General features: G+C 52.2%; 10 protein-coding genes. 5 read left to right on the top strand and 5 right to left on the bottom strand.

Translation table 11 applies throughout. From position 1 onward, the window contains the following. Positions 1–4: 4 nt before the first annotated feature. From K0I31_RS14890 to K0I31_RS14875, 4 genes are read right to left on the bottom strand one after another with little or no spacing between them, the layout of a single operon-like run. The gene (locus tag K0I31_RS14890; protein WP_220078881.1) at positions 5–1,042 is read right to left on the bottom strand and encodes a phosphotransferase family protein; all 1,038 of its coding nucleotides are present in this window, start codon (positions 1,040–1,042) and stop codon (positions 5–7) included. Then, entirely contained in the window at positions 1,039–2,301 is a 1,263-nt protein-coding gene (locus K0I31_RS14885) for an acyl-CoA dehydrogenase family protein (RefSeq protein ID WP_220078880.1), read from the bottom strand. Before K0I31_RS14885 ends, K0I31_RS14890 begins: the two co-directional genes overlap by 4 nt. Positions 2,302–2,312: 11 nt before the next feature. Then, positions 2,313–2,987, bottom strand: coding sequence for a histidine phosphatase family protein (locus K0I31_RS14880; RefSeq protein ID WP_220078879.1), 675 nt, complete (start codon positions 2,985–2,987; stop codon positions 2,313–2,315). Between the two features lie 20 nt (positions 2,988–3,007). Beyond that, complete coding sequence (locus K0I31_RS14875) at positions 3,008–4,192, bottom strand: acetyl-CoA C-acyltransferase (RefSeq protein WP_220078878.1); 1,185 nt, start codon at positions 4,190–4,192, stop codon at positions 3,008–3,010. A gap of 187 nt (positions 4,193–4,379) precedes the next feature. On the opposite strand from K0I31_RS14875, the gene K0I31_RS14870 reads away from it, so the two are divergent. From K0I31_RS14870 to K0I31_RS14855, 4 genes are all read left to right on the top strand, one after another. Next, a complete protein-coding gene (locus K0I31_RS14870; protein ID WP_220078877.1) occupies positions 4,380–5,276 on the top strand; it encodes a LysR family transcriptional regulator in 897 nt (298 codons plus the stop codon). A 979-nt stretch (positions 5,277–6,255) separates the two neighbouring features. Continuing rightward, a complete protein-coding gene (locus K0I31_RS14865; RefSeq protein WP_258406514.1) occupies positions 6,256–7,089 on the top strand; it encodes a ParA family protein in 834 nt (277 codons plus the stop codon). Then, positions 7,079–7,564: a hypothetical protein gene (locus tag K0I31_RS14860; RefSeq protein WP_220078876.1), complete on the top strand. Its 486-nt coding sequence runs from the start codon at positions 7,079–7,081 to the stop codon at positions 7,562–7,564. Before K0I31_RS14865 ends, K0I31_RS14860 begins: the two co-directional genes overlap by 11 nt. Before the next feature lie 11 nt (positions 7,565–7,575). Then, a complete protein-coding gene (locus K0I31_RS14855; protein ID WP_220078875.1) occupies positions 7,576–8,286 on the top strand; it encodes a hypothetical protein in 711 nt (236 codons plus the stop codon). 556 nt (positions 8,287–8,842) lie between these two features. Here the strand turns inward: K0I31_RS14855 and K0I31_RS14850 are convergent. Then, complete coding sequence (locus K0I31_RS14850; protein ID WP_220078874.1) at positions 8,843–10,303, bottom strand: aminoacyl-histidine dipeptidase; 1,461 nt, start codon at positions 10,301–10,303, stop codon at positions 8,843–8,845. A gap of 423 nt (positions 10,304–10,726) precedes the next feature. On the opposite strand from K0I31_RS14850, the gene K0I31_RS14845 reads away from it, so the two are divergent. Then, on the top strand, positions 10,727–12,259 hold the full coding sequence (locus tag K0I31_RS14845; protein WP_220078873.1) for a M17 family metallopeptidase: 1,533 nt from the start codon (positions 10,727–10,729) through the stop codon (positions 12,257–12,259). The last annotated feature ends 482 nt before the right edge of the window (positions 12,260–12,741 follow it).

The following is a 12,741-nucleotide window of genomic DNA, read 5'->3' as shown; positions in this document are numbered from 1 at the left end:
GGCGTTACTCCTTAATCTGATCGGCGATGGCTTCCAGTGCCATTTCCGCCAGCGGCCCTACATGCTGGCCCAGCTCGGCGGCGTTCTTGTTGGAGGCATTGCCATCGATGGCGCGCTTGGCGACGCCCTGGATGATGGCGGCCAGGCGGAAGAAGCTAAAGGCGATGTAGAAACCGAAGTTGTCTATCTTGTCTATGCCAGTGCGCTGGCAGTAGCTGTTCACATAGGCCTGCTCATCTGGGATCCCAAGCTCGGCCAGATCTTTGCCGCGAAGGCCTGACACTGTGCCTATGGCGGGCATGCGCATCTGCATGCAGAGATACCCAAGATCGGCAAAGGGGTGGCCCAGGGTCGAGAGCTCCCAGTCCAGCAAGGCGACGGCTTTTGGCTCAGTTGGGTGGAACATCAGGTTGTCCAGTCGGTAGTCGCCGTGGACCAAGGATACCCGGCCGTCATCCTCGGGAATGTTATTACCCAGCCAGGTCATCAAGGCTTCCATCGCCTCGATATGATCGGTCTGCGAGGCGCGGTATTGGCTGCTCCAACGGTCGAACTGGCGCTGAAAATAGTTGCCGGGCCGGCCGTAATCGCTAAGGCCCACCTTGTCGATGTCGACGTTGTGTAGCGCCGCTAATACCCGGTTCATCTCGTCGTACAGCTGGCCGCGTTCCTCGCGGCTTACCTCGGGCAGGGCGGCGTCCCAATAGATGCGCCCCTCGCAGTACTCCATCAGGTAGAACATTGAGCCTATGACGCTGGTGTCTTCACACAGGTGATACACCTTGGCCACCGGTACATCTGTGTCGGCGAGCGCCTTGAGCACTCGGTACTCGCGATCCACCGCGTGGGCGGATTTAAGCAACTTGCCCGGCGGCTGACGGCGCAGCACATAGATGCCGGACGCCGTCGTCAGCTTGAAGGTAGGGTTAGACTGGCCGCCGGCAAACTTCTCGACCTGCATTGGCCCCTTAAAGCCGGCAACATGGGCCTCGAGATAGGGCTGGAGTGTATCGAGGTCCAGGTTTTCCACGGCGCGGCTCATGATACGGCTCCCACAGGTTTTGCAGCATGTTGAGCGACCAGGTTTTGGGCGTGAACGTCGCGGGCCAGGTTACGACCCAGCTGCATCATATGTACCTGATCCGGGCCGTCCGCCAGACGTATGGAGCGGGTTATCGTGTAGGCTTTTGCCAGGAAGAAGTCTTGGCTCAGACCACCGCCGCCGTGGAGCTGAATGGCGCGGTCGATGACGGCGCAGCCCATGTTGGGGGCGACAATCTTGATCATGGCGATCAGGTCTTTCGCGGCCTTGTTGCCGCCCTGATCCATCTTGGCCGCCGCCTTGAGGGTCAGCAGGCGTGCCTGCTCGACCTCGCAGGCCGACTTGGCGATGGCTTCACGCACCGACTGTTGCTTGCTCAGCGGTTTGCCGAAGGCGATACGGGTCTCGGCACGCTCACACATCTGCTCCAGCGCGCGCTGGGCCAGGCCCACGGTGCGCATGCAGTGGTGAATACGGCCTGGGCCGAGGCGGCCTTGGGCGATTTCGAAGCCGCGTCCTTCACCCAGCAGCATGTTGCTCACCGGCACGCGGACATTGTCGTAGATCACCTCTGCATGGCCCTCGGGGGCATCGTCATAGCCAAACACTTTCATGGGGCGCACGACCCTGACCCCAGGGGTGTTGGCCGGCACCAGTATCATAGACTGCTGCAGGTATTTGTTGCTGTTATCGGGATCTGTCTTGCCCATCACGATATGGATCTGGGTGTGATTGTTACAGGCGCCTGAGATATACCACTTGCGGCCGTTGATCACATACTCGTCGCCGTCACGGACGATGGAGGTCTCAACGTTGGTGGCATCTGAGGAGGCGACATCGGGTTCTGTCATGGAGAAGGCCGAGCGGATCTCGCCATTTAGCAGCGGCTGCAACCAGCGTTCCTGTTGCTCTTTGTTGCCGTAGCGGGCCAGCACCTCCATGTTACCCGTGTCCGGCGCGCTGCAGTTAAAGACCTCCGAGGCCCAGTAGACCCGGCCCATGATCTCCGCCAGGGGCGCATATTCAAGGTTAGTCAGGCCTGGGCTGAACTCGCCGTAGACTTGGGGCAGGAAGAGGTTCCACAGGCCGGCGTCTTTGGCCTTGGCCTTCAGCTCGGCCAGGATAGCCGGTGACTCCCAGCGATCGCCTTCTTCGACCTGTTGCTCCCACAGGGATTCGTTGGGGTAGATGTGCTCATCCATGAAGGCCAGCAGACGTTCGCGCAGCGCTTGTACTTTGGGTGAGAATTCGAAGTTCATGGTAGATTCCTTTAGCTGTAGCTGACCGAATCCCATCGGTCTGGACGATCCAGATGGGGGGTGGCATTGATGCCGGTAACATAGGTGGCGCTGTCAGAGAAATAACAGTGGGTGATCCCCGAGTTCTTGCTCTGCAAATTCAGGTTCACCACCGTCTGGGCGCCAAAGCCCATAATTTGGCTTAGGGCGATGCTGATGGCGCCGCCCGAGGTGGCAACCAGAGTGTTGCCCTTGGGCTGGCGGCGGGCAAAATCCAGCCCGTCGGCCACCCGCTGCTGAAAGGCCTGCCAGCTTTCCAGCGGCACCTCGGCGGGCAGGGTGTTCTCCGACCAGGCCAACATGGCGAGCCTGAGGCAGGAATACACCTCGCGGGGATTGCGCCAATCCCTGATGGCGTGCTGCGGGTTTGCCTCGCCGAAGCCTTTCAGTAGCGTCATAAAGTCAAACTCATTGAAGCCAGGGTGGCATTCAAATTCAGGGCGGTGCTCAAGCCCTTGGCAGATCGCCTCGGCCGACTGGCGATGGCGCGCCATATCGCCGCAGATGATGCGCTCGAAACGGATACTGCGCTCTTTGAGGTACTCTCCCAACCAGAGGCACTGCTGGGTGCCAAGGTCAGAGAGATGATCATAGTTGGCGCTGCCAAAGGAGGCTTGACCGTGCCGGATGAGATAGAGCGCTGCCATCAGTCTGGTGCCGCGTCTTGTTAGGCGACTTCGAACAGGCCGGCCGCACCCATGCCGCCGCCGATACACATGCCGACGACCACATATTTGACGCCGCGGCGCTTGCCTTCGATGAGCGCATGGCCCACCAGACGCGAGCCCGTCATGCCGTAGGGGTGGCCGATGGAGATGCCGCCGCCGTTGACGTTGTAGCGGGCGGGATCGATACCCAGATGATCGCGGCAGTAGAGCGCCTGCACCGCGAAGGCTTCGTTGATCTCCCACAGCCCGATGTCATCTATGGTCAGGCCGTGTTGTTTCAGCAACTTAGGGATGGCGTAGATGGGGCCTATGCCCATCTCTTCCGGCGCGCAGCCGGCTACCGCAATGCCGCGATAGATGCCAAGTGGCGCTAGGCCACGCTGTTCGGCCAGTTTACGTTCCATCACCACACAGGCGGAGGCGCCGTCGCTGAGCTGGCTGGCGTTACCCGCAGTAATAAAGCCACCTTCGATCACCGGCGCCAGATTTTGCAGGCTCTCCATGGTGGTCGATGGGCGGTTACACTCGTCGCGGTCCAGGGTCACCTGCTGGTAGGAGATCGCCTTGGTCTCACGGTCCTGAATCGCCATGGTGGTGGTGAAGGGGACGATTTCGTCGTCGAAGTAGCCTGCCTCCTGGGCGGCCGCGGTGCGCTGCTGCGACATCAAGGCGTAGATGTCCTGAGCCTCGCGGCTGACGCCATAGACCTTGGCCACATGCTCGGCGGTCTTCAGCATTGGCATGTAGGCGTGGGGCTCGAATTGCATCACCTTGGGGTCGGCGTTATCGGCGGCCCACTTCATATATTCATTCTGTACGGCGGTGATGTTTTCCTGGCCGCCGGCAACCACTATCTGCTGTTGATCGACGATGATCTGTTTCGCGGCCATGCCGATGGCCATCAAGCCCGATGAGCATTGACGGTCTATGGTCTGGGCCGAGACGGTGTTAGGCAGGCCTGCGGCAAGCACTGCGTTGCGGGCGATGTTCATCCCGGCGGTGCCGGCGGTGAGCACTGTGCCCATGATGGCATCATCTATCTCGCCGCCCTCAACCCCGGCGCGTTGGACGGCGTGCTTGATGCAGTGGCCCAGCATGGTTGGGGACTTGGTGTTGTTTAACGATCCGCGAAATGACTTTGCCATCCCTGTGCGGGCGGTGGATACGATTACGGCTTCTCTCATCTTGGGCTCCCTAAACTAGTGACGGATTGATGCTCAATCCTCGCATCTTTAATAATGGTTTAGACCGCCCGTTGGCGATCTTTGCGTTGAAAAAAGTATAGTGGCTGTACTAATATTTACGTACTTTATTATTTTGATACCTTGTTATTCATGTGATGTATATAACCAGCTGCCGATGGGAGCGCCAATGCGTCTACAAAATGTTGATTTAAATCTGTTTGTGGTGTTCGACGCCATCTACACCGAGCGCAACCTCACCCGGGCAGCCGAGCGTCTCTGTATCACTCAACCTGCGGTCAGCAATGCCCTGAGCCGGCTGCGAACCAGCCTCAACGACCCCCTGTTTATCCGCACCCCTAAGGCCATGATGCCCACGCCCGTGGCAGAAAATATGATAGGCCAGGTACGCGAAGCCCTTAAGTTGCTGAGCAGTAGCATGCACCTTGGGGACAGCTTCGACCCCCTACTTGCGGAGCATCATTTTCAGCTGGGGATGTTCGATGTGACCGAAGAGACCATGTTGCCATCCCTGCTTGCCGCCTTGCAGGTGCACGCGCCCAAATTGTCTATCTCCAGCTATCCGGTATCGCGGGAGGAGATGCTAAAGGAGTTTGTTTCCGGCAGGCTGGATTTGGCCATCGACGCCCCCATAGTCACCCATCCCGACCTTTACCATCATCCACTGGTTACTGTGCCCTATGTGTGCCTGGTGAGGAAGGATCATCCTGAGGTTGGCGACACCCTGAGCCTGGAGCAGTATTTGGCCCTATCCCATGTTCATGTTTCCAGCCGCCGTCAGGGGGTAGGTTATGTCGACGCCGCGCTTAACCGTCTCGGCAAACATCGCAACATCCAGGTACGTACCAAGCATCATCAGGCCGCGCCCAAGCTGGTGGCCGAGACGAATCTGGCGACCACAGTGCCCGAGAGTCTGGCAAAAAATACCGACCTTAAGGTCCTCAAGCTGCCCTTCGAGGTGGAGCCGATAGAGTGGCATCTCTACTGGCATCGCAGCGCCGATCAGGATAACGCCAACCGCTGGTTAAGGGAGTTTATTACTGCCTTGATGCAGGGGCAGGGGTAGATTGGCGAATGTTCGCCTGCCATTTTTGGTCGGTGAAATCTAGCTATTGCCTTCACCACCTTGTTTATTGGCTGGAAGGTTGAATGTCACTCCTTCATCTTTATCTAACGCCTGCCCGGCGGGTGCCGTACAGGAAGTACCAATGTCGTGGTCACAGGGTCAGTGATGCTCCCGACATCAGGCCGACATTTCCCATATCCCTATGGGTCAGATGTGGAGGAACGACGTATGTGCAAGTACATTTTGTGACACGCTGTACGTCTTCAGACCTGCATGGATGCTGGAGAGGCGATTGAAGGTTGTACCTTCGCTGTAATTAATAGCCTGCGGCTCGCTTTTGTGCAGATACATCTGCTACACGCCGTGAATACTTCCTTGTAGGCTCGACGATGGCATCCCTGCCATCGACGTCCGCAGATGCATCTGCACTCGGTATCTATCGTCTCTTCGATTTGGCGGCGTTGGACACGAATAGCTAATCAAAAAAGCCGGCTTGGTTTTGCCCCAAATGAGTTAACAAGTTGTCGGTGGATCATTAACGAGCAGATTTTCTGGCCTAGAAGTTTTCATCGCTACACCCGTAAGATGTAATTCACCTCTCCTGCTCAAAAAAACTGGATAAGTACACAGTTACATTTGAATCATCAGGATTTTGAACGATTTTCATCCTGTATTCGTGCGCGTTTTTTCATTTCGGTTTAAATATATTGGCTTAAAATCAATCGTTTACAGTACTAGTTGAGTAGATAATAGGTTTGGAAAACGCGCATGCGCGTTTTTTCAGATGGTATATTTAGCAGAATGCTGATAAGTTCATTGTATACAGATAGTTAACTGTGCGCGTTTTCACTGGTCCAACGAGGTAAACGCGCATGCACACTAATAAAATGTTATATGCTTTGAAGTTACCCCAAATGTTTGTGAAGCACCTGAGTATGGAAGAGTGAAGTAAAAATCAATATAATTAAAGGAAGTCATTTTGAAGGTTATTAGTTTAATAAACATGAAAGGTGGTGTTGGAAAAACAACATTATCAGTAAATATTGCAGATAGTTTAGCGCGTAGATTCAACAAAAAAGTATTGATCGTAGATATTGATCCTCAGTTTAATGCTACTCAATGTCTTTTCACTCCTGATCAATACATGAACCACTTAAAAGAAAAAAAAGAAACTATCACTGATCTCTTTGATAAGGAAACTAAAATCAGTGTTAGTGTGGTCAATGGCGCATCTGAAAATACTGCAAAAAAACTCGCAGATATAGAACCAGTAAAAGTAAAAAATAATCTATGGTGTTTGCCCGGAAATTTAGAGCTTTACAGGTTAGAGATTGCACCCGGTGAAGGACGTGAAAATAGACTTAAAAAGTACCTTCAAAGCAATCAGGAACTATTTGATTATGTAATAATAGACACGCCACCAACGCCATCTTTATGGATGACAAGCGCATTAATTGCATCAGATTATTACTTAATACCTGTTAAGGCAGATCCTATTTCTTTAACAGGGATAGATTTGCTGAATAATATTGTAAGCGAAAAGAAAGACGACCTTGATCTCTCTATCAAGTGTATTGGTTTAGTTTTAACCATTACAGAGAAAGGCACAAGAGTTTATAATTCTGCTAAAAGCACTATCGCTTCGAACTCAAGGTGGAGTAATTTAATTTACAATAGAGAGTTACCTAAACGTACGGAAGTAGCAGGTAAACAATTAAACAACTTTATTTTAGATTTGAGTGACTCAGCAATTAAAACTGCCCTGTCGGGCATTGTAGATGAAATGCTTACAAGGATAGACAATGAAAGTTAGAGATAAAAACAAAGTATTGCAAGCCGCTAACTTTATTGAAGAGCTAGCTTGGTTGTTGAACTCTAAGAAAAAAGTAGATCTCGAAAGTATTTCGGAGTTGCTCCGTAGTCAAATTGATCCAGCTCAGTCTGTAATTCCTGAGGTTCAACAGGTCAATAAACTGAAGCATTATATAGGTGTTTTGCCATTTCTCCTGCAGGATAAAGAATTGTTTAGGACAAATATGGATATTGTAGATTTTGCAGAAAACCTATTTAGTATAAAAATGTCTAGAAATGATCGACGTTCTCGATACGAGCTAATTGGTTTTATTGTTACAGAGATTACAAAAGTAGATAAAGACAAACTATTAACTGTGATGGATGCTTTATCCGTGTTGACGGAAAGTGACGATAAGTTAATTCAATTCAAAAAATCTCGTAATAATATAGATTTCTCTTGGAATGAAGCAATTTCAAAATTAAATAAATCTTGATAGGTAATTGAATGTCTAGAGAGTTATCTGCTGACTTGGAACACTTAGTCAGGTTTATAAAAAACTATAACCTTCAAGGCCTTGCTGAAAACACAGCTATGTTGCCTATTATTTCCAAAATACATAAAAAATATTTTTCCCTATTAGCTTTATTAGTTGAGCTTAATAGTCAAGATCTCGACAATAACGAGTTTAATAATAATGATGATTGTAAAAACTATCTTTTTGAGTCTTTATCTGATTTAGGGAACAGTTTTTTTCTTACCTTTAATGGTGGGTATAAGGCTTCTAGGTTAATGTTGCGGAGTTCAATTGAGACTTTTGTAAAAGGTATTTCAGTGGAAGAACTACCAGACATAACTTCTGAAAAACGTGTTTACAAAATATTTGAAGAAGCTTCTAAAATCAGTTTATTTTCAGATGAACCTCTTACATCATGCTTTAATGACATAAAAAAACAGTATTCTGATTTGTGTGAGGATACTCATACTGCTCGAAAATCAAACATGCAACACATTTCCGCTCTAAATTATTTCCCTAACCAAGATATTGAAAATGCAAGGAAAATTTCGGACATATTTGTATCGCTGACAAAATCTTATATTTTTATTATTTCAATGAAATTTAATCGACAATTTCATCAAATACACCATGTTAACAAGTCCAATATAATGAAGGCCATAAAAAAAAGTTACCGTCCTGTGGTTTTAAACGTAGTTTAATTTAAACAACGCATATAACAAAAAGTTGCACCTGACATTTTTTGCTACGCTTAATTGTGTATGTCGCGTAGCTCCATTTTGCACAATTTCTCTCCGCAAAAACTGCAGGTGAGCTTGGCGTTACTAATACTTTTCTTAATCCTTCAGTCTACCTTTAGAGTGTTTGCGTTAGCGCACTTTTGTCCAAAAATGATTTAGCTGTTGATTTTAGGGTGATACAAGCAAGGCCAAATCGAAGAGACTGATAACTCGGTGTGAACACGCTTATGGCCTTCGAAATCATGGGTGATTTCGTAGAGCATCCATGGATGGACTTGCTGCGAGCCAAAAGCGTGTTTGCACGAAAGGCATGCTGCAGGCAATTGATACACCATGAAGTGGTGACATTCCATAACCTTTCAAATACCAGAGTCTGGTAGAGACTCAAATCAAGGCGTGCTCTATTACGCTAAGGCATTAAATTCTACCTTTACGAAGATAACCCCCTAAATTTCGCCAACAAAAAAGGCGTCTTGTTAGACGCCTTTTCTCATCAGTTACCTAGTTCCGATATCTATTACGCTTTCTCTGGAATACGTTCCAATACGGCGAGGAGTAGCTTCCAGTATTGCTCGACGGTCTCGATAAGTACCATCTCATCTGGGCTGTGTGGGAAGCGGATGGTGGGGCCAATGGAAACCATATCCATCTCTGGGTAAGGCTTCTTGAACAGACCACACTCCAGACCCGCGTGGATCACCATGATGACAGGTTCCTTGTTGTAGATAGACTCGTAGGTGTCTTTCACAATCGCCATCACAGGAGAGCTGCTGTCAGGTTTCCAGCCTGGGTAGGCGCCGCTGAATTCCACTTCGGCACCGGCCAGGTTACTTAGGGCGGTGAGGTAGCCTTCGACCTCTTCGCGGCCCGAGTCGATCAGCGAGCGGATGAGGCAGAGGATGCTTACCGATTCGGCTTCTGTGGTGATCACGCCAACGTTGAGCGAGGTCTCGGTTACGCCTTGGATCTCATCACTCATGCGCATCACGCCGTTAGGGCAAGCGTTAAGCAGGTCGATCAGTGTCTGCTGGGTGGCTTCGCTCATCACCTGGGTGGCGGCCGGGATCTCGCTGAGGGTCAACAGCATGTCTGGGTCGGCGATGGCCAGTTCCTGACGCACCAAAGCTGTGTATTCCTGGATCAGGGCCTCGAGGCGTGGCAGGTTTTCGCTTGGCAGCATGAAGCTGACGCTGGCCTCACGAGGGATGGCGTTACGCAGCGAGCCGCCGCTGAAGTTGGTCAGCTCCAGTGCCAGCTCGTCGGCGTGGTTAAACAGGAATCGGGCCAACAGCTTGTTGGCGTTGCCTCGACCCAGGTGAATGTTCACCCCTGAGTGACCGCCCTTAAGTCCTGAGAGTGTTAGGGTGTAGGTCGACAGGCTCGGCTCGGCCGCCTGCCATACCATAGGCACAGTGATCTGGGCATCGACGCCACCGGCGCAGCCCATGTAGATCTCGCCTTCCTGCTCTGAGTCTGTGTTGATCAGGATCTCGGCGTCCAGGTAGCCGGCTTCCAGGCCGAAGGCACCTGTCATGCCTGCTTCTTCATCTATGGTCAGCAGGACTTCCAGCGGGCCGTGTGGGATGTCGTCGCTGCCGAGGATCGCCAACGCAGAGGCCATGCCGATGCCGTTGTCTGAGCCCAGGGTGGTGCCCTTGGCCTTAACCCACTCGCCGTCTACATAGGCTTCGATTGGATCTTTCTCGAAGTCATGCACCTTGTCGGCGTTTTTCTGCGGCACCATGTCGATGTGCGCCTGTAGGGCCACGACCTTGCGGTTTTCCATGCCAGGGGTCGCCGGCTTCTTGATGATCAGGTTACCAACCTTATCTTCGACAACGCTGAGTTGTTTGTCTTTGGCCCAGTTTTGGATGTATTGGCTTAGTGCCTGCTCATGCTTGGAAGGGTGGGGAATGGCGCAGATCTGTTCAAACCACTGCCAAAGTGCCTGAGGTTGCAATTGACTTAATGTGCTCACGGACAAACTCCTCTGTAATAAAGGTCTTTGAGGTCAAATTTGGCGATAGTCTATCATAGACTCTAGTGGTGCGGGGGCATGAAAGCGGGTAGGTATCCATCAAGTGTCATACTAAGTTGCCACCCGCCAAAAGGCGCCTTAAGGGGCGGCATCATTATTTTCATTTGGCATTGGCGCCAGATAGGAGAATAATGCCAACACTCACGGCGATTTAACCTTGCTGGACATGGCCTTAACCCAACCCTCAAACCTTGGGTAAGCGGCATTACAGAGATGGCAGGGGTTAGTATTGTCTTTAGTGAGAGGTTGATATTCACGATAGGCAGGCAAAGATCTGTCAAAGCTCAGGGCGCTTGTATGGCTTATATAGGTGCCAGTTGATTCGGCTAAGACCGAAAAACCGCTAGATGAAAAGGATGAGGCATGACCGGGGTTCAATTTATAGATGTAACAGATTCAGAAGCCATTTTTGACGATAACCAGTGGGATGCCGTGGTGCTGGTAACCCATGGCCTAGACGCCATCGCCCAGGAGGAGCTGGCCATGCTCGCCAGCCATGGCGCCCAGGTGGATGCCAGGGTAGGGCGCTCGACCACGCTGTTGTTTGCCCCCGGGCTGGCCGGTGGTCGCCTGATTGTGGCGCCGGTGGCAGATGGCGACAGCGATATTCAGGATGTACGCGGCTATAGCGACGCCGCTCGCCAAGGCATAAAAGTAGCCTTCGATGCCGGCGCCAGACGTCCGCTGCTGATCGTCACGCCATCGACTCAGGCGAGATATGCGCAGTCCATAGGGGTTGCCGCGCTGGGTTGTGCCCAGGCGTTATGGCAGTCGCTGGAGCGCCGCGAGGCACTGGGTGAGATGGACAACATCTCGCAGATAGGCCTGCTGGTGGACGATAAGGCAGGTGAACTGCTCAGCGCCATCGAGGCGGGTAAACACCTGGCGCGCGACCTTTGCGGCACTGAGCCTGAGCGCATGTCGGCGCCCGCCTTCGCCCAGTATTGTGTCGATGCGCTTGAGGGGCTGGGTTTGACCATGTCGGTTGTCGAAGACAGAGACGTGCTGGAGCGTGACTATCCGCTGCTAAGCGCCGTGGGCCGCGCCTCTTTTGCGGTCTCAAGGCATCAGCCTAGAGTGGTCAAGCTGGAATATAAGGCCGAGGGGCCTATCGAGCGCAGCTACTTCTTTGCCGGTAAGGGGGTGGTGTATGACACGGGCGGGGCCGACCTTAAGGTTGGCGGCGCCATGGCGGGGATGAGCCGTGACAAGGGCGGCGCGGCCGCGGTTGCCGGCCTGATGAAGACCCTGGCCCTGCTGAAACCTAAGGGCGTTCGTGTGGTGGCCGAGCTTGGCCTGGTGCGTAACAGCATTGGCAGCGAGGCCTTCGTGACCGATGAGATCATCGCCAGCCACGCAGGTGTGCGGGTGCGTATCGGCAATACAGACGCCGAAGGGCGTTTGGTGCTGGCGGATCTGCTGTCGCATCTCAGACTCAAGGCCCAGGACGCCGTGGCGCCGCAGCTCTTCTCGGTAGCGACTCTGACCGGCCATGTGGTGCGCGCCTACGGCGGCTATACCGCAGTGGTCGAAAATGCCGTGGCGCGTCAGCAGCAGGTGGGTGACAGCCTGCAGGCGATCAGTGAGGCCTGGGGTGAGCCGATAGAGGTATCACGCCTGCGCCGTGACGATTATCAGAAGATTGTCGATCCTTCTGGCGCGGCGGATGTGCTGTCCTCCAACAACGCGCCTTCCTCTGTGACGGCCAGGGGCCATCAGTATCCCGCGGCCTTCCTGCTGAAGGCCTCAGGGTTGGAGGCCCATGGACTGACGAGCGACAAGCCGCTGGCCTATACCCATGTGGATATTGCGGGTAGTGCGACCGAGGGGGATCCCTTGTATGGCACGCCTACCGCGGCGCCACTTGTCAGTTTGTGTCAGCTGATCCGCGGCTGAACCAAGCAGACCCTAGCCTAGCTGGGCGCAAAATTTGACCGGGGCAAGCATAGGCTTGCCCCTTTTTGTTGCCGGATCACAATAGGGTGAAAAAGCGTGATCTCGACCCGCCTCGTAATGGGGTTTTGATGTAGTAAAATTACAGTTTGAAGGGTTTTTTAAAAAAAATAGAAAAAAAGCTTGTAATAAAACTACATTTAAATATAATGGCTCTCGTTGGTTAGACACAGTGTCTTCCACCTCAAAGTCTATCCAGGATGGATAACTCTCCAAGGAACCGAGCGACAAGTTGACTGCGGCATGGCCCCGGAAATGAAAGGCCTGCCAAGTTTCACTAGAGATTATTTTTTCAACTTTGTTAGGAGTTAATGACTATGTCTTATACAGGAATTCAGCACGTTTATTGGCAGAATACTTGGTTTTGTACCGATGCCCTTCGCGGTGGTCTGTACGCTATGACTTTTAAGGGCTAACTACCCCTG

This window comes from Shewanella spartinae (assembly GCF_019457555.1).
Lineage (GTDB): Bacteria > Pseudomonadota > Gammaproteobacteria > Enterobacterales > Shewanellaceae > Shewanella > Shewanella loihica.
This window is presented reverse-complemented; position numbering and strand designations above follow the sequence as displayed.